Here is a 17,013-nt window from a genome sequence, read left to right as displayed (position 1 = left end):
ACGGCGGTAGAAGAGCAGAGCCATGTGGCAGAGGACATCAATCAGCAGATCACCCGCATTGCCGAGTTATCCGATCACAGCACTCAACAGTCACAGCAAGGTGCTGTGCTCAGTGGTGAGCTTGAGCAGATGGCAGTCTATCTGCGTGATCTGGCAGAGCGCTTTAATCGCTAGGCAACGCTTGAGGTAGACTGATGGCTGTTACCTGCTATTGGTCTACCTAGAGGTTATATGTCACGCCTACGTTGTGCTGCATGCCAGCGTCCTGAAAGCCATTGCTTGTGCGCGCTTGTTCCCAGGCTTTCCAGTGCGACTCGCCTGTTGATCCTGCAACACCCTGACGAAACCCAGCATGCGCTGAACACGGCGCGCCTGGCCGCACTAGGTTTGGTAAACAGCGAGTTGCTTGTTGGTGAGCAGTTCGAAGGGCTCGAAGCCCGTTGGGAAGGGTATACGCCCTGGTTGTTGTTTCCTGACGAGCAGGCTGAAAGCCTTGAGCATATAAAGGCCAAAGCTGAGCCTTCTGGCAAGGCTATGCTTGTCATACCTGACGGCACATGGCGAAAGGCACGCAAGCTGCTGTACCTTAATCCGTGCGTGGCAGCGTTACCACGAGTCAGCTTGCCGACCGGTCTTTCGTCGCGTTATCGCCTTCGAAAAGCTCCTGTCGCTGGGGCTGTCTCGACCATCGAGGCGATTGTCACAGCCTTGAACATATTAGAGACGCCCAAGCGTTTCGATGCGCTGCTTGCGCCTTTCGAGAGGTTAATCGAGCGCCAGATCGAGGCAATGGGTGAAGAGGTATTTGCAAAAAACCACGCGCTAAAAAGACATCATCATTAGGCTGTCATGAGCCCGACATACCGTTTAGGCATGCTCTTTTTAAGGAAGCTCTGAAGCGTTCAAAGCGTGCGGGCTCTTTAAACAGTCAAAAGCGACCACTTACCGGAAATTATGAATTTCTTGGCCGTATTAGGCTCTATCCATTACAGCCCGGATGAATCCGGTAAGACCGGTCGAGTAGGAGAGCAAGCCATGACCTTGAGTATCCAAGTCGTACGACAGGTGGAAGAGGAAGAAACCATTCTGGCCTTCATTCCAGTATGGATGGGTGGAGATCAGCCTATTGAGCCTGGTGTTCCGACTGAGCCTATTTCTCCGCCATCGCAACCCATTGAGCCTGGCGAGCCCACCGTACCTGATCCCATTCCACCGGCACCTGTAGCCGATGCCCGCAGCATGATGATGTGAAGGGCAAGTCGTGACGAAAAGCGGAGCTTAGGCTCCGCTTTTTATTAGATTCCCGCAGGCACTCTGATCATGCTCAGAAAGCGCTGCTCTTCAAGCACATGCATGGCCTCAAGCTCCCGCCCCTTTTGCCAGCAGGGTGAAAGCGTCTTGGCGAGACGCAACCGGGCATAGCCGGATGGATCCCATTCGACCAGCTCGGCATCCTGGAAATAAAAGCGAACGCCAGTCAGCGGATAAAGCGCCTTGAAAAGGCTCTCCTTGAGCGAAAAGACTGCAGTGACATAAAAGGCGGTTTCAGCATCAGAGCTTTCATGTTCACGGGGCGTCAGCACTTCACTGGCCAGCCGCGCTGCACGTCCTGGAGCCAGCAGCGTCTCGGCGTCCAGTCCGATACTTTGCCACTGCCTGGTTGCCGCAGTTGCTGCTCCTGCCCAGCCGTGACTGTGAGTAATGGAGCCGCAGAAGCCTCTCGGCCACATAGGTGCATGATCTTTCCCTACGTGTGGCGTTTGCACGGCTCCTGTTGTTTCAGCTAACGATGCTCGTGCGCACAATCGTCCAGCCAGAAATTCGGTCTGCCGCTTCGGCACGGCCTTTAGCAGTGACGGGGGCAGCGCCATGTCAAGGCAGTCGAAATCCGCGGCGGTTAACAGGGTAGGGATAAAGCGCGTGGAGTATAGAGCCACGCCCAGTCGCTCAACTGAAAACGGCCAGTACAAGGTTGGAAAAATATCGCCAGGATAGAGAGTAGTCATGAAAGTATTCTGCCGCGCTGTATCTCATCCGCCAAGCGACGCTACAGTCAGTCATTGGCATCAGACAGGTGTTGCATGATCAGCTTTTTATCGGCAATGCCAACCTCTGCTGCGGCGGTTTTCCCCCAAATACCTCAGGGGGAAAACCGCCACCTTGGGCGAATATCCGCCTCTTGAACCTCTTTATTCATGCTTATCAGTAGCTAACGCTATGAAAAATATGGAGTTTTGTCTTTTGTGTTGGGGTGGCACATGGCTTGCATTGTATATGGCAAGATCAAGGCATGGCCTTAATCCACAACAAAAGCTCCCTGGATGAGGGGCAGAACGCGATTGGCTTGACGTATCGCAAGGATGTGAGCGTAAGCACCATGGAATCACTCCCATGACAGCTAAAATTGAAGCAACCGCAGTGCCTCTTGCTGCAAAACCCCCGTTGTATAAGTCCTTGTATGTTCAGGTTCTGGTGGCTATTGCCATCGGTATCTTGATTGGTCACTTCTACCCGGATACCGGTGCTGCCCTGAAGCCGCTAGGTGATGGTTTCGTCAAGCTGATCAAGATGGTGATCGCGCCGATCATCTTCTGTACCGTTGTAACAGGGATTGCCGGCATGCAGAGCATGAAGGCTGTCGGCAAGACCGGCGGTTATGCGCTGCTGTATTTTGAAATCGTGTCGACCATTGCCCTGATCATTGGTCTGATTGTTGTAAACGTTGTCCAGCCGGGCGCTGGCATGAACGTTGACCCTGCCACTCTGGATACCAAGGGTATCGCTGCTTACGCGGCTGCTGGTGAAAAGCAGAGCACCATTGAGTTCCTGATGAACATCATCCCGTCGACGGTGGTTAATGCGTTCGCCCAGGGTGAAATTCTTCAGGTGCTGTTCTTTGCTGTCTTGTTCGGCTATGCCCTGCATCGTTTGGGCGAGAAGGGCGAGCTGATCTTCAACTTCATCGATCGCATCTCTCACGTATTCTTCAATATCATCAATGTCATCATGAAGCTGGCTCCAATCGGTGCCTTTGGTGCCATGGCCTTCACGATTGGCAAATACGGTGTGGGGTCGCTGGTTCAGCTCGGCCAGTTGATGCTGTGCTTCTACATAACCTGCGTGTTGTTCGTGCTTATCGTGCTAGGCGCCATTTGCCGTGCCCATGGTTTCAGCATTCTCAAGTTCATCAAGTACATCCGTGAAGAACTGCTGATCGTGCTGGGTACGTCTTCCTCCGAGTCTGCACTGCCACGCATGTTAACCAAGATGGAAAAACTGGGCGCTCAGAAGTCAGTGGTTGGCTTGGTAATTCCAACCGGTTACTCGTTCAACCTGGACGGCACATCCATCTATCTGACTATGGCGGCTGTGTTTATTGCTCAGGCAACCAATACCCACATGGATATCACGCATCAGATCACGCTGTTGCTCGTGCTGCTGATCTCCTCCAAGGGTGCGGCAGGTGTAACGGGTAGTGGTTTCATCGTCCTGGCTGCAACCTTGTCCGCGGTAGGTCACTTGCCTGTTGCGGGTTTGGCCCTGATTCTAGGTATCGATCGCTTCATGTCCGAAGCTCGTGCACTGACCAACCTGGTAGGTAATGGTGTCGCCTCCATTGTGGTTGCTAAATGGTGTAACCAGCTGGATGAGGGCCAACTGCACCGTGAGCTGGCCAATGGCCCGACGCGTATAGAGGAAGAAGAAGCCCACAAGGTGGCTTGATCTCTCCCAATAAAAAGCCCCGTATAGACGGGGCTTTTTATTGCTTGTTCGTCATTCATTGTCGAGCCGTGTTTGCCCTGTGTAAGTCAGCGGACTCTGACAGCGACGGCAAGAGTAGCGATACCCTTTCTTGACCAGTCCATGTCGGCGCGCGGTAAAGGAAAAAGGGCTTTCCGAACAGCCGCACCGATAGAGGTAGACCTTCCGTGCCGGACGCTCGATTGCATAGGTATGGCATCTGCTTGGTGGCAGACCGTATACCCCCTGCATGATGAGTTGCCACTCTTTGCCGTGCGGACTTATTCGACTGCCAAATAGTTGGTGAGCTACCAGATGGGCCACTTCGTGGGCAACGGTATGCTTTAAAAAATGCTCCTGATTCTGCCTGTAGAGCACCTCGTTAAAGCGCAGGCGGTTCTCCTGCAGATGGGCAACCCCGGCTTTCTGTCCTCGTAGGCGAAGGCTCACGTCGGGGCGAATAAACGGTTTTTTGAAAAAATGCTCGGCCAGCTGATAGCAGTCTTCGACACGAGCGAGTAAGGCTTGAGGCATTCGCTTTCTCCGTATCGAGCCTATTATGCGTCAAAGCGCATCGACTGCCTAAGCGAGCCGCTTACCGGCAAGCAGCCCGGACAGCTAATTACTAATTGATGCTCTCATTACGCAAATGATGTCGCCTGAGCGCTTCCATTGCCCCATTGAGTGACTGCAGAGTTGCGGTACAGCCTCCACGATCCGGATGGTTACGGCTAACCAGCTGTCGGTACCGATGGCGAATGGCTGAGTATGAAGCAGACTCGTCCAGATCCAGCAACGCAAAGGCAGACTTGATGCCACCTTCATCATTCTGGCGAGTCCAGAAGCTCTCTAGCAGCGCCTCTACGTCTTCCAGCGTGGTCGTGTCGAGCTGTTCGAGATCCAGATAATAGCTGCGCAAAGGATCCGCTACGATCAGGCCGGGTTTTGCTCGGCGATAATCCTGTAGCTGAATGCGCAGGGCATGGATCTCAAGGTGCGCACTGGCATTGGCCCATAATCGATCGCGCAGGGTATACAAGGCATTGAACAAGACGAAGTGCGTGCGGAACAGTACCAGTTTATCCAGCAGCGGCTCTTGAGGCACAAAGGGTGACCGGTCCGCTCTCAGGCGCTGGATCACATCGTATTCCGATAACCCTGCAGGGGCCGCCTTGAGCAATGCATGCAATTGATGAATGAGCGTTTCATTCGGGGCTGGTTGAAAAGCAGTCATAGCCCATACCGATAAGCGGGTTGTACAGAGCAGGGTAGGGGAAACCGTGCTTTACGCGTAAAATAGTCCTTTTCGTGCATTTCCTGATTTGGATTCATCCATGAGCACCCTTTCTGTCAATCAGAACAAGCTCCAGAAACGTTTGCGACGTCTGGCTGGCGAAGCCATCGCCGATTTCAACATGATCGAAGATGGCGACAAGGTCATGGTCTGCCTGTCTGGTGGTAAAGACAGCTATACCATGCTTGATGTGTTGCTGTACCTGCAAAAGGTCGCGCCTATCAAATTCGAGATCGTTGCGGTCAATATGGACCAGAAGCAACCAGGCTTTCCCGAGCACGTACTGCCGGCCTATCTCGAATCCATCGGTGTGGCTTACCACATCATCGAAAAGGACACCTATTCGATCGTCAAGGAAAAGATTCCCGAAGGCAAAACGACATGCTCGCTTTGCTCGCGTCTGCGCCGCGGAACGCTTTATACCTATGCCGACGAAATTGGAGCGACCAAGATGGCGATTGGCCATCATAGGGACGACATAGTAGAGACCTTTTTCCTTAATTTGTTCCATGGCGGAACCCTCAAGGCAATGCCGCCTAAACTTTTGGCAGACGATGGACGCAATGTCGTAATCCGTCCGCTCGCGTATTGCAGCGAAAAGGACATCGAAGCCTACGCAGAGCTCAAGCAGTTCCCGATTATTCCATGCAACCTGTGCGGCTCCCAAGAAAACCTGCAGCGCAAGGTAGTCAAGGAGATGCTTCAGGAGTGGGATCGCAAGACCCCAGGGCGCACCGAAATTATGTTCAGGGCTCTGCAAAATGTAGTTCCTTCGCAGCTGGCCGACCGTAATTTGTTCGATTTTGTGAACCTGCGCATCGATGAGGACGCTACACCGCGTTTTCTGGATGTTATGAATCTCTGAGGTATTGTGTTCTCCAATGCGTGACTATGCCTGGCTCCATGAGTTTTGCCTGAACCGCTTCGGCTCTTCCAAAGCCCTTGAAGCGGTATTACCCCAGCCTGCATCAGCCGAAGCGCTCGCCCAAGTGACTGCTGACCGCTATTTGTCCTTGATGACGCGGCGAATATTTCGTGCGGGTCTCAAGCACAGCTTGGTAGACGCCAAGTGGCCTGCGTTCGAAGAGGTTTTCTTTGGCTTTGATCCAGAAAAGGTCGTCCTGATGGGCGGCGAATGGCTGGAGCGGCTCATGCAGGACACGCGTCTGATCCGGCATCTGGGGAAGCTGAAAAGCGTTCCCCGTAATGCGCAGTTCATCCTGGATATCCAGCGGGAACAGGGTGGCTTTGGCCAATTTCTGGCGGATTGGCCCTCAGAGAATATCGTGGGACTCTGGCAGCTTTTATCCAGGCGAGGTAGCCAGATGGGAGGGCTTTCGGCACCGCGTTTTTTGAGAATGGCGGGCAAGGACACTTTCGTTGCCACGCAGGACGTTGTGGCTGCGCTCAAGGCTCAAAACGTTATCGACAAGGAGCCGACCAGTCAGCGTGATCGGGCTGCCATGCAGGCCGCCTTCAATCAATGGCAGGCGGAAAGCAAGCGGCCGTTGTGTCAGCTTTCGGTCATGCTCGCGCATACGGTAAATCATTGATGGACACGATACGGCAGGTGGCCCAGGCGCTTGAAAGCGCTCAGCGGATTCTTGTGATAACAGGTGCTGGGCTTTCGGCAGACTCTGGTCTGCCTACCTATCGCGGTCTCAATGGGCTGTATAACGGAAAAACCGAAGAGGGCATTCCTATCGAGGCTGCGCTCTCCGGTACGATGTTTCGACACCGTCCGGATGTCTGCTGGAAGTATCTGGCGGAGTTGGGCAGGGCTTGTCTTAGCGCTCAACCCAATGCAGGTCACGAGGCCATAGCCGAGTTACAGCGGCGCAAGTCTGAGTGTTGGGTGCTGACCCAGAATATCGATGGTTTTCACCGGCGAGCCGGGTCGCCCATGGACAGAGTCATAGAGATCCATGGTGAGATGGGGCCACTGTTTTGCTCGGCCTGCGAGGCAGGCAATATCCCTGTTGCTGATAAAATTGGTCATTCCCTGCCGCCACGGTGTGACCGTTGCGGGGGTGTTTTACGACCGCCCGTCGTGCTGTTTGAGGAGGCCTTACCTGCCAGAGCGGTATCTACTCTGATGCAGCAGAATGCTACCGGTTATGACGTTGTGCTCCTCATAGGCACTACCGCCAGTTTCCCGTATGTCATCGAGCCAGCCTTGCAGACCCTCAACAACGGGGGTTTTGTTGCCGAGATCAATCCAACCATGACTGATTTGAGTGCATCGGTGACAGTCAGGCTCCAAAAAAGGGCCGTAGACGTTTTATCGATTATTTTAAGTCACATGTCCGATTAAAAAATTCTTGCCTGTTCGTTGGGTAAACGGCAAAGTGTCGCAACTTTTGAATTTCGACACGGTCGTGCCCATGCTACGGACTCGCTTAGCACCCCTCGTGCCCCTAAGTTTTATTGCTTTGTTGGCGGCTTGCGCCAACGCTCCACAACAACAAAAGCCTGAACAGGCACAGCTTTCAAAGCCGGCCCGGGAACAATCGGCCGCTGTTGAAAGCAAGCAATCGGCTCAGCCAATTCATTGGCTTTCCAGCAAAGCTACCCGTGGGGGTGGTCATGCCTCCCGTCAGCCTTTGAGCTGGGAGCATGAGGTTGGCTCCACGCAGCCGATGCCGACTCTGGCCGATAGCATCCTGACCCGCGCCGAAGAGCTTGTCGGTACGCCTTATCGCACTGGCGGAAGCTCGCTCAAGGGTTTTGACTGCAGTGGCTTCGTCAATTATGTCTTCCGTGAGGAAGCCGGTATCCAGTTGCCACGCTCAACCCGCCAGATCATCAATCTTGATGTACCTGTTGTCAGCAAGAACGACCTGCAGCCAGGCGACATTCTGCTGTTCAATCACAACGGCCGCGGTCGTGTCAGTCATGCAGCCATTTACATGGGCGAGGGGAAGTTCATTCATTCCTCGAGCCATCGCAGTGGCGGTGTTCGTGTAGACAGTCTTGAAGACCATTACTGGAAGGTCAGCTTCCTCGAAGGAAAGCGCATATTGCGCTAACAAGGCTTTGATCGCGTAGCGCGTTCAACGCTGCGCGATCGAGGTGGAATGCAAGAGTGAATGGATTGTCCTATGCCTGCTTTGGCTCGTATCGCGCTGACTGCTCTGACCATTCTGCTGGCCGCCTGTGCTGGCACTCCGCCGCCTTCTCCTCCTCCTGCGCCAACGCCTGTTTCCAGGGTTCAGCTTGATACCCATTCACAGGCCGCCGATGACGTTCTGTTTCGCGCAATAGGGCTGGTTGGGACGCCTTACCGTTACGGGGGGAACACGCCCGACAGCGGTTTTGATTGCAGTGGCCTGATCAATTTCGTATACCGCGACGTCATGGGGATTCGCTTGCCGCGCTCCACGCGGGAAATGATCACTCTCAACGCGCCTTCTATCTCTCAATCGGCCTTGCAGCCCGGTGACCTGGTCTTCTTTGCGACGGCTGGAGGCAAGCAGGTCAGTCATGCGGGAATCTATGTGGGTGAAGGGCGCTTTGTACACGCGCCCAGTACTGGCGGAACGGTAAGGCTAGACAGCCTTAGTACCCGTTACTGGCAGAAGTCCTATCTGGATGCCAAACGTGTACTGGTTACACCTAACCTGGCCAGCAGTGCCGCTGGCGGGCGCCTCTGATACCAGAGGCGCTTTGAACTCCAGGTGGATCGGTTGAATCTGATGGAAACACACATTTTCCTTCCCGTTCATGCCAGACGCGATTCGACTGCCGCCTCAGCCTGACGCCTGCGAACTTTGCGGACGAAAGGCTCCGCTCACTCGGCATCATCTGATTCCCAAGTCTCTGCATGACAAGCCCTACGTGCAAAAGCGCTTTGATCGTATAGAGCGTATTACGGCAACGCTGTGGGTATGTCGTCCGTGCCATAACCACATTCACGCCACGTTTGACGAGAAAGCGTTAGCACTCACCTACAACAACCGTGAGCGCCTCATGGAGGATGAGCGGATACGAACATTCGTGGAGTGGCTGTCACGAAAGCCGGACGGCTTTGTACCCAAACGGTAACGCTTGGGCGGGTTAGCTAGAGTAATTTATTTTCCTTCTTTTAATTGACGCTGTAACCACGTCCAGCCAGACAGGCTGTCAATGCGCGACGATAATAATCCGTAGTTGCGCTTGGCGGGGCTGCCGTTGCGGTGGCTGGATCAAAGCCACTTTGAGTGACTGCCCAGCTATGGCATTCATATCGATCCCGAGCCTGCTGATCGGGCGTCTGGCCGCGAGCCGGGTAGGCGATGACGTCATAACTTTGTGTACTGACTGTTGTAGGAACAGATGGTGTTACAACGATATAGCGCTGTTGATCGGCATTCCATGCATAGTAAGTACCTGCAGCCAAAAAGTAGAGTGCACTGCCTATCCAGACCTCTCGCGCAAAGTCTGGTAGCCCGTGCCCATGTCGGGGGCCTGGGTTGAAGGCCGGACCGGCACTGTGTGGAGCACGCCAGTCTAATCCGGGACCATGCCCGTGAAGCGGCTCCGCCGTAGCAAGACTGGCTATGCCTATAGCTCCGAGGCCAACAGCTGTTTTGCTGAGAGAAAAAAGATGCATATGTGCTCCCATGTTGTATGCGCAATCGTGGAAAGGCACCCTGCCCAGTTGAACTGCAAGAAGTGTTTGGCTTGTGTAAGCAGTACGTAAATTTTGGGCAGGTGACAAGTCTGAGGTTTTGATAATGACCGCCAGGCTTGCTGAATCCGTTTTGGTCCATTTGGCTTGCACACACCGCTTGTGGCCTTTATCTTGGCGAGTCGAATCGCAGCTGTCGTCCCATTGCATCGGGACAGGTGAAAAATAGAAGAATAGGACGATAGCCGATGGGGTTAGGCCCACCTTTAGGGCGGGCTTTGTGTAAAGCCCTGCCTTTGTTGTTGCTCGCCACGCTCAATGGCCCTGTCTGGGCGGGAGAGGGCGCAAGCATTAATGCGAAACGGGGCGAATACCTGACGCAGTTGGGAAACTGTCAGAGCTGCCATACCCGTAAGGACGGCTTGCCCTTCGCCGGTGGCGTAGCCTTTATCACGCCCTTCGGTACGATTTACTCTACTAACATCACGCCTGAAAACACGACTGGTATCGGTGCCTGGAGCGACGACCAGTTTCTCAATGCCATGCATAAAGGCATACGGCCTGATGGCGCACATTTGTACCCGGCGTTTCCCTATACGGCTTACACCCAATTATCCCGTAACGACGTTCTGTCCATCCTTGCGTATCTAAGGTCCCGTCCAAGCGTTGTCTATACGCCGCCTGCCAATGAGCTGCGTTTTCCTTTCGATCAGCGTTGGATCATCAAGGGCTGGAAGCTACTCAATTTCCGTGAAGGCCGTTTCAACGAGGTTTCTTCGAACGAACAGATCAACCGTGGCGCTTATCTGAGCGAGGCGCTAGGGCACTGTGGGGAATGCCATACGCCTCGTACCTGGAGTCAGGGGTTGGATCGCTCTCTGCACTATGGCGGTGCGCGCCAGCAGGGATGGACGGCCTGGAATATCACGTCTGACCCTCGTGGTATCGGTGACTGGAGTGACGAAAAGCTGATGAATTACTTGCGAAATGGTCATCAGCGTGGGGAGGCGGTAGCGGGCGGACCCATGGCACAGGTTGTCAGCGGTAGCCTGCGGTTTTTGACGGACGAAGACCTGCGGGCCATGGTGGCGTATTTGCGTAGCGTGCCTGCAAAGCCGGGCACCGTACCGACGCATGCCGAAATAAGTGTGAAGCCGGAAGCGCAGGGCAATACAGACGCCGAAGCGTTATTCGTGTCGCTATGCGAGAGCTGTCATCATCCCGATGGACAAGGGCTGGGAGGACCTTATCCGCGTTCCTTTCCGAATTACTCGGCCGTGCGCGACCCGGATGGAACAAACCTCATTCGTGTCATGCTTGAAGGGATTGAGCGAAAGGGGATGCAGGATGAGGCTTTTATGCCCGGCTATCGCGCATTCTTGAATGATGATCAGATTGCGAGTCTGGCCACTTATATCGGCCACCGGTTCGGTGGCCATACCCATGTGTTTTCGGCTCAGGACGTAGCCCGTCAACGAGAAGCAGGAGCCGGGCAATGATAATCCATCAATTGAATGTCAACGGTGCGGCTTACGAGGTCGATGTCGATCCGCAGGTGCCACTGTTGTATGTGCTGCGCAACGAGCTGGGCATCATGAGCCCTAAATTCGGATGCGGTCTTAGTGAGTGTGGGGCTTGCACGGTTCTGGCAGACGGTCGCCCTGTACGCTCCTGCTGCGTGCCGGTCGGCTCACTGGCAAGCCAAGCTATCGTGACCGTTGAAGGCTTGGGCACGCCAGACCGACCACACCCTCTGCAGCAGGCGTTCATCGATGAGCAGGCCGCACAATGTGGGTATTGCATTCCAGGCATATTGATGAGTGCACAGGCATTGCTCTCTCAAAACGCCTCGCCAACCGACGAGCAAGTCAAACGGGCGCTTGCCGGTAATCTGTGTGGATGCGGAACACATACGCGCATCGTCAAGGCAATCCAGCGTGCCGCAGGCCTCATGCGCCAGGGCGAGGAGCGCTTATGACTTTCCTGGTGTCGCGCCGTTGTTTTCTCCAAGGGCTATCCGCTCTGGTGGTAGGGTTCAGCTTTGACGGTGTTCGGGCTGCCGAGCTATTGACGCCTGACCTTTCGGCCGAGCAGGCGAAGAAAACCCTGGACGCCAGACAGCTCGACGCCTGGTTGGCTATTCGCCAGGATGGCCACGTCATTATCTATAGCGGCAAGGTGGAGCTGGGAACCGGGGTTGAGACCGCATTGCGCCAGATCGTGGCGGATGAGTTGTGCGTCTCGTTCGAGTCCACTCGCTTGATTCAGGGTGATACACAGTTGACGCCCAACCAGGGCATCACGGCAGGGAGCAAGACAATTCAGGTGGGTGGTGCCCAGTTGCGTCAGGCTGTCGCTTCAGCCCGGCATTATCTTTTTAATGAGGGCGCACGTCGTCTGGGGCTCGATACATCGGTGCTCGATACGGTGGATGGGTGTGTGGTCTACCGAGGCGATCCAGCAGGCCGTTATATTCGTTATTCCGACCTGCTGACGCAGGGTGCCTTTGAACGTTCTGTAGATAAGACTGCTAGTGTTCGAGCGGTCGAAAGCTATCGAGTCGTCGGTCAATCCATACCGCGAGTGGATATTCCTGCCAAGGTTTTCGGCCAGTTTCGTTACACTCATGACCTAACTGTCCCTGGTATGGTGCATGGGCGGGTAATTCGTCCTCCGATAACGGGCGCCAGCCGTCTGGATGGATTAAAAATCGAGCACCTCGATGCCAGTGAACTACCGGCAGGCGCGCAACTGGTCTATGAAGGCAACTTCGTGGGTGTGGTTGCAGAGCAGGAATGGGTGGCTATGCAGGCTGCCCGTGCGCTCAAAGTGACGTGGAGCTATACCTCTACGTTGCCGAACCCTGGCGATTTGTTCGGCCATTTGCGCCATGTGGCCGGCGAGCCTGAGGTACTGGTCGAGCAGGGCGATGTCATCGAGCATATGGGACAAGCCGCCCAGGTTATCTCGGCTGAGTACCGCTGGCCTTTTCAAAATCACGACTCGATTGGTCCTTCGTGCGCTATTGCCGATGTACGAGCTGACGCGGCAACCATTTGGTCGGGTACTCAAGGCATTTATCCGTTACGGTCGGCTTTGGCCAATCTGCTAAGCATGGACGAACATGCCGTGCATGTCATTTATAGCCAAGCTTCAGGATGCTATGGACATAATGGGGCGGACGACGTCGCGGGTGATGCTGCGCTGCTGTCCAGGCACTGTGGTCGTCCGGTACGTGTGCAGTGGTCCAGGGCTGACGAGCATGGTTGGAACCCCAAGGGTCCGGCTATGCTGATGCAGCTGCAGGGAGGCATGAACGAATCCGGTGACCTTGTGGCGTGGCACTTCCAGAACTGGACGCCTACCCATGTCACCCGGCCCAGCGCCAAGGCGGGGGCTGCTTCCCTGTTGGCCGGACAGCTCTCTCGGGGACTGGCCATCCAGGGGCCCAACGCGGGGGGAGACCGTAACGCCCCCACCAATTACACCCTGGTGAACTGTCGGGTTGAAACGCACTGGATCGACCCCTTGAGTTCGCCGCTACGGCCCTCTGCACTGCGTGGTTTGGGAGCGGTAGCAAACACCTTTGCCAATGAATCCTTCATGGATGAGCTGGCTTGGGCCGTGTCGGTTGATCCCTTGGCGTTTCGACTGCGTTATCTGCAGGATCCTCGCGGCCGTGCCGTGCTTGAAGCGGCCACCCGGCAGGCTCGCTGGACGCCTCGACAGCAGGGTCCTGATCGATGGAAAGGCCAATCCGTCCAGGGCCGCGGGATCAGTTACGTTCAATACGAGAATGAAAATGCCTATGTGGCCGTAGTCGCCGATGTGGATGTCAGCTCAGCCGGAGTAAGGGTCAGACGCGTGACGGTTGCCCATGATTGCGGGCTCATCATCAACCCGGACGGTGTTAGGAATCAGATTGAGGGGAATGTGATTCAGGCGATCGCCCGTACACTCAAGCAGGAAGTGACGTTCAACCCTACCGGTGTGACCAGTCTTGAGTGGGGAGCCTATCCCGTGCTGGCCTTTCATGAAGTACCAGAGATTGACATCGTCTTGCTCGATCAGCCGGACCAGCCTTCTGTTGGGGCAGGTGAAGCAACGTCTGCTGCAGTGCCTGCCGCTATTGCCAACGCGGTATTCGATGCGACAGGGTTACGGCTGCGGCAGGTACCTCTGACAAGAGCGCGCCTGACCAATGCCATGCACGCATAAGCCTTCTTACTGCTGACCGCCGGGCACCAGGACCTCATGACGATCCGTCTCCAGCGCCTGCTCTTCTGCCTTCCAGGTCAGGTTGAAGCGCTCGGCAACCGTAAAGCGCTTGTCGATGAAGTCCCAGCGCTCTACCTCAACGCATTTGGTTTCACCGTTGCCTACGATCAGTCGATTGAAGGAGTTGGGTGCACTGCCACGTACGCGAGAGGAGAGCGTCGTGCCTGCCTGCACAATCCATATCTCTCGGGAAAGCTCAGGGTACTGGCCGCTTAGGGGAAGAACATAAGGGAGGTGGATATGGCCACCCATTACCAAGTCTAGGCCGGCGTCAGCCCAGGCGGTAAGCGCATCTCCTGCGCCGCCCTGCAGATTGCTCAAGTCACTCAGAACCATGGCGCCAAAGGGTTGATGTGCTACAACGATGCGCAGCTTTTCCTTTGAGGTCTTGTTCAGGCGGTCGACGACGCGTTGAATCTGCTCGGATGTAACCGATCCGTCCTTGCGCCGCTTGGGGTGAGTAGTGTTCAACCCAATGACCAGAAGATGTTCATCTTCATAGGTAGGCTCAAGGTCGTTTCCAAAATGACGCTGGTAGTTGGCATAGGGCGTCATGAAGCGGGCAAAGAGGTTATAAAGCGGAATGTCGTGGTTGCCTGGTATTACCAGGGTAGCTGGAATGCCATATTTCTCAAGACGCTGCACGTAAGCCAGCCCGGCTTCGAACTGCTTGTCACGGGCTCGCTGTGTGATATCTCCTGAAAGAATCAGCAAGTCGGCGCCATGTTCACGTACGTGATCTTCCAGCGCATCAAGTACGGGTTGTTGTTCGGTACCGAAGTGAGTATCGGAGATTTGCAGAATCGTTGTCATGGGAAATGCATGCTGTCAGTGTGAAGTTACGACGCTAATGGGCGGCGAGAATTCGATTGTCTGGCCTGATTTAACGGTTAAGAGGCTGTAAGTGTTAGGCAATCCCACTTGCATGAGCGTCTTGAGTTAGCCGTTATTCGTTTAAACATTCAAACGGCATTATCGATGAAAAACGACACCAATGTCCCTTCGCATGGGTTAAGGAAAAATATGTGATGTTTTTATCCAAAAACTTGCAGACAGTTTCTCATCATTGAGCAGTAATCTGCTGCCGCTGCTTGTCGCTATCAACGATTAGCAGTACTTCATGGCTCACGATTTGTAACATATCACGGGCGTTTAGACGTCATCGCTTCCCGGATTTTGGTCTGGTTACAAACCTGATTACTGATTTCTCACCAGAATGTGCGGGTACCTTCAAACAGGAGGTATCTGCAGGTTAATGGAAGCGCATCGCTATGAATCAAGCGTGGAAGATTGAGGTAGAAGGGCGCGCGCTTAACGAGGCGTTGCGCCGTGGGATAATTGCGCTGGGTTGGCCCAAGCTGGGCGATCTGCGGGCTTATCCTGATGAAAAGGCAATCAAGATCAAGCTTTCCGAGTATACGACCCAGCATAGTGAGTCAATGTTGGATACATGGGCGTCAGCGCTCAAGACGCTAACCCACGACATCAGGGTAGGCGATGCCTTAGTCGTGTATGACCACAGGACGCGTCAGTACTGGCTGGGACATGTTACAGGTGGGTACAGCTATGATCCGCATGAATGCGAGGAGTGGCCCAACCTGAGACAGGTCAGGTGGTATGCACAGATTCCCCGTGCGCAGCTCAGCGTCAAGGCGCGCAATGCATTAAGTGCGGTGCAGGGCTGTCAGTTGCGCCAGGAAATCTGGCAGCAGCTCGACTCACTCAGCCGTGGTGATTTTCAGCCAAGCGAGCAGGAGGCCGACACTATCCTCAGTGCTCGACAGGATATGGAAGCACAGGCTCGCGAACTGATTGCTGATCGGCTCGATCGTCTTTCCGAGGCGCAGATCATCCAACTGGTGTCCGGTCTGGTACGCGCCATGGGATTTATCACCAAACAGCCTCCTGCGTCCAGCGGCAGCCTGGCTATTGAGGCCTCTCTGGATGGCTTGGGTCTGCATCCCCCTCATGTAAAGGTCCAGGTTCAGCATCGTCAAGGTGTTGTAGGCGGTGAGACTTTGCGAGAGCTTCTGAACTGTCTGAAGGCTGACGACAAGGGTATTTTTGTCAGTACATGCGGCTTCAGCCAGGAGGCCATCTATGAGGTCGAGCGCGCCGGTCAATTGGTGGCTCTGATGGACATGGATCAGTTAGTCGACATGCTTCTGGTGCATTACGAGTCTCTGGATCTGGAGCTGAAATCTCTGATTCCCTTGACGCGGATCTACTGGCCAGCCTCCTGAACGCAGCAGAAATAAAAAAGCCCCGGCACTGGCCGGGGCTTTTCATGATGGCCTGTTACTCTTCAAAGTGCCAGGCATCGTAGAGTTCGCTGGCAGAAGCGCTTGCCACTTCCTTGCGTGCCTTGAGCCAATCGGTCAGGGCCTGACGGTCTTCCTCGGTGGGCGAGCCGTAGCGCTTGTTTGCCATGATAGTGCCTTCGATCCAGGTTTCGCCGAAGCCACCCATGTAGTCCAGGTTACGGGACTCGACGAAATCGACGAAATCGCTCAGCAGCGTTTCTAGCGCTTCGTCTTCAAGCGATTCCTTGAAATCAGCCTTGAGCTCGAATGCCAGTTCCTGGAATTCGCCCAGGTAGAGCTTCTTGCGGATACGGCGCTTCATGCGGCTAAGACGGGGATCGTTGGCAGTAGATTCGGACATAGGGAGACCTGTAGCTCGATAACTTCATGGCCAGCCAAAGAGTTTGACTGGATGGAAAGCGGCGCATTATCACCAGCTTCAGCCAGCATGGCTATCAAATATGATAGCGCGGTGACGACAAAGCGAAATGAATCTGTCGCGCCGGTGGATTTTCTGCGCAAAGATTTATCCCCATTTGCCATGACTTTCGTTGACGCTCCCAGGGCTTGCCCGTAACCTGCGCGTCTGCTTGAGGTGCCTCGTGACATGGGTCGACGAGGTGAAACAGGGAAGCCGGTAGCAAGCCGGCGCTGCCCCCGCAACGGTAGGTGAGTTGAACGTCGCACAGGCCACTGGACAGCTGTCTGGGAAGGCGCGGCGGAGGAGTTTTCCGCTCACGAGCCCGGAGACCGGCCTCAGGCGTTACACGGCAATGCGGAGGGCATTG

At 54.8% G+C, this 17,013-nt stretch carries 19 protein-coding genes, 1 pseudogene and 1 riboswitch; of the genes and pseudogenes, 14 read left to right on the top strand and 6 right to left on the bottom strand.

Translation table 11 applies throughout. The features are described from left to right. The 3 genes and pseudogenes from GM154_RS25695 to GM154_RS19260 all read left to right on the top strand — a co-directional run. Positions 1-174, top strand: a pseudogene (locus GM154_RS25695) (chemotaxis protein); the annotation flags it as partial. A gap of 57 nt (positions 175-231) precedes the next feature. Next, entirely contained in the window at positions 232-843 is a 612-nt protein-coding gene (locus tag GM154_RS19265; RefSeq protein ID WP_219653081.1) for a tRNA-uridine aminocarboxypropyltransferase, read from the top strand. Positions 844-1,035: 192 nt separating this feature from the next. Continuing rightward, the gene (locus tag GM154_RS19260; protein ID WP_074824126.1) at positions 1,036-1,251 is read left to right on the top strand and encodes a hypothetical protein; all 216 of its coding nucleotides are present in this window, start codon (positions 1,036-1,038) and stop codon (positions 1,249-1,251) included. Between the two features lie 44 nt (positions 1,252-1,295). On the opposite strand, the gene GM154_RS19255 is transcribed toward GM154_RS19260, so the two are convergent. Then, positions 1,296-2,006 (bottom strand): 4'-phosphopantetheinyl transferase, encoded by a 711-nt coding sequence (locus tag GM154_RS19255; RefSeq protein ID WP_219653080.1) that lies wholly within the window; start codon positions 2,004-2,006, stop codon positions 1,296-1,298. A gap of 385 nt (positions 2,007-2,391) precedes the next feature. Between GM154_RS19255 and GM154_RS19250 the strand changes: the two genes are divergently transcribed. Continuing rightward, positions 2,392-3,723 (top strand): dicarboxylate/amino acid:cation symporter, encoded by a 1,332-nt coding sequence (locus GM154_RS19250; protein ID WP_010794754.1) that lies wholly within the window; start codon positions 2,392-2,394, stop codon positions 3,721-3,723. Positions 3,724-3,774: 51 nt separating this feature from the next. Here GM154_RS19250 and GM154_RS19245 read toward each other — a convergent pair whose 3' ends face one another. Together GM154_RS19245 and GM154_RS19240 are read right to left on the bottom strand one after the other, a co-directional pair. Next, the gene (locus GM154_RS19245) at positions 3,775-4,275 is read right to left on the bottom strand and encodes a SprT family zinc-dependent metalloprotease (protein ID WP_219653079.1); all 501 of its coding nucleotides are present in this window, start codon (positions 4,273-4,275) and stop codon (positions 3,775-3,777) included. 91 nt (positions 4,276-4,366) lie between these two features. Continuing rightward, positions 4,367-4,975, bottom strand: coding sequence for a DNA-J related domain-containing protein (locus GM154_RS19240; RefSeq protein WP_219653078.1), 609 nt, complete (start codon positions 4,973-4,975; stop codon positions 4,367-4,369). Positions 4,976-5,075: 100 nt separating this feature from the next. On the opposite strand from GM154_RS19240, the gene ttcA reads away from it, so the two are divergent. The 6 genes from ttcA to GM154_RS19210 all read left to right on the top strand — a co-directional run bounded on the left by ttcA (position 5,076) and on the right by GM154_RS19210 (position 9,079). Beyond that, the gene (gene ttcA / locus GM154_RS19235; RefSeq protein WP_219653077.1) at positions 5,076-5,900 is read left to right on the top strand and encodes a tRNA 2-thiocytidine(32) synthetase TtcA; all 825 of its coding nucleotides are present in this window, start codon (positions 5,076-5,078) and stop codon (positions 5,898-5,900) included. A gap of 16 nt (positions 5,901-5,916) precedes the next feature. Further along, a complete protein-coding gene (locus GM154_RS19230) occupies positions 5,917-6,588 on the top strand; it encodes a DNA-3-methyladenine glycosylase I (protein ID WP_219653076.1) in 672 nt (223 codons plus the stop codon). Next, the gene (locus GM154_RS19225; RefSeq protein WP_010794749.1) at positions 6,588-7,349 is read left to right on the top strand and encodes an NAD-dependent protein deacylase; all 762 of its coding nucleotides are present in this window, start codon (positions 6,588-6,590) and stop codon (positions 7,347-7,349) included. Before GM154_RS19230 ends, GM154_RS19225 begins: the two co-directional genes overlap by 1 nt. A 97-nt stretch (positions 7,350-7,446) precedes the next feature. Continuing rightward, positions 7,447-8,064 carry a C40 family peptidase gene (locus GM154_RS19220; RefSeq protein WP_374940328.1) on the top strand — a complete coding sequence of 206 codons (618 nt, stop codon included), beginning with the start codon at positions 7,447-7,449 and terminating at the stop codon, positions 8,062-8,064. A gap of 72 nt (positions 8,065-8,136) precedes the next feature. Next, on the top strand, positions 8,137-8,688 hold the full coding sequence (locus tag GM154_RS19215; RefSeq protein WP_010794747.1) for a C40 family peptidase: 552 nt from the start codon (positions 8,137-8,139) through the stop codon (positions 8,686-8,688). 70 nt (positions 8,689-8,758) lie between these two features. Next, positions 8,759-9,079, top strand: a complete 321-nt coding sequence (locus GM154_RS19210; RefSeq protein ID WP_219653075.1) for a hypothetical protein — start codon at positions 8,759-8,761, stop codon at positions 9,077-9,079. Between the two features lie 40 nt (positions 9,080-9,119). Here GM154_RS19210 and GM154_RS19205 read toward each other — a convergent pair whose 3' ends face one another. Beyond that, positions 9,120-9,626: a hypothetical protein gene (locus tag GM154_RS19205; protein WP_219653074.1), complete on the bottom strand. Its 507-nt coding sequence runs from the start codon at positions 9,624-9,626 to the stop codon at positions 9,120-9,122. Positions 9,627-9,892: 266 nt separating this feature from the next. On the opposite strand from GM154_RS19205, the gene GM154_RS19200 reads away from it, so the two are divergent. Genes GM154_RS19200 through GM154_RS19190 form a run of 3 tightly spaced genes read left to right on the top strand, consistent with a single transcriptional unit; the run spans position 9,893 to position 13,862 of the window. Further along, entirely contained in the window at positions 9,893-11,143 is a 1,251-nt protein-coding gene (locus GM154_RS19200; RefSeq protein WP_258019918.1) for a cytochrome c, read from the top strand. Then, positions 11,140-11,622 (top strand): (2Fe-2S)-binding protein, encoded by a 483-nt coding sequence (locus GM154_RS19195; protein WP_219653073.1) that lies wholly within the window; start codon positions 11,140-11,142, stop codon positions 11,620-11,622. Before GM154_RS19200 ends, GM154_RS19195 begins: the two co-directional genes overlap by 4 nt. Beyond that, positions 11,619-13,862, top strand: a complete 2,244-nt coding sequence (locus tag GM154_RS19190; RefSeq protein ID WP_219653072.1) for a molybdopterin cofactor-binding domain-containing protein — start codon at positions 11,619-11,621, stop codon at positions 13,860-13,862. The genes GM154_RS19195 and GM154_RS19190 overlap by 4 nt, the downstream gene beginning before the upstream one ends. 6 nt (positions 13,863-13,868) lie before the next feature. Here GM154_RS19190 and GM154_RS19185 read toward each other — a convergent pair whose 3' ends face one another. Continuing rightward, the gene (locus GM154_RS19185) at positions 13,869-14,735 is read right to left on the bottom strand and encodes a metallophosphoesterase (protein WP_219653071.1); all 867 of its coding nucleotides are present in this window, start codon (positions 14,733-14,735) and stop codon (positions 13,869-13,871) included. 458 nt (positions 14,736-15,193) lie between these two features. On the opposite strand from GM154_RS19185, the gene GM154_RS19180 reads away from it, so the two are divergent. Then, positions 15,194-16,165 carry a restriction endonuclease gene (locus GM154_RS19180; protein ID WP_219653070.1) on the top strand — a complete coding sequence of 324 codons (972 nt, stop codon included), beginning with the start codon at positions 15,194-15,196 and terminating at the stop codon, positions 16,163-16,165. 55 nt (positions 16,166-16,220) lie between these two features. Here GM154_RS19180 and GM154_RS19175 read toward each other — a convergent pair whose 3' ends face one another. Then, positions 16,221-16,586, bottom strand: coding sequence for a YggL family protein (locus tag GM154_RS19175; RefSeq protein WP_074824165.1), 366 nt, complete (start codon positions 16,584-16,586; stop codon positions 16,221-16,223). A gap of 215 nt (positions 16,587-16,801) precedes the next feature. Next, a riboswitch (cobalamin riboswitch) is annotated at positions 16,802-16,999 on the top strand. The last annotated feature ends 14 nt before the right edge of the window (positions 17,000-17,013 follow it).

Origin of the sequence: Pseudomonas sp. MAG002Y, from assembly GCF_019400845.1 — a bacterium.
Classification (GTDB): domain Bacteria; phylum Pseudomonadota; class Gammaproteobacteria; order Pseudomonadales; family Pseudomonadaceae; genus Chryseomonas; species Chryseomonas luteola.
The sequence above is the reverse complement of the archived record's forward strand: the minus strand, read 5'-3'. Positions and strand labels throughout refer to the sequence as shown.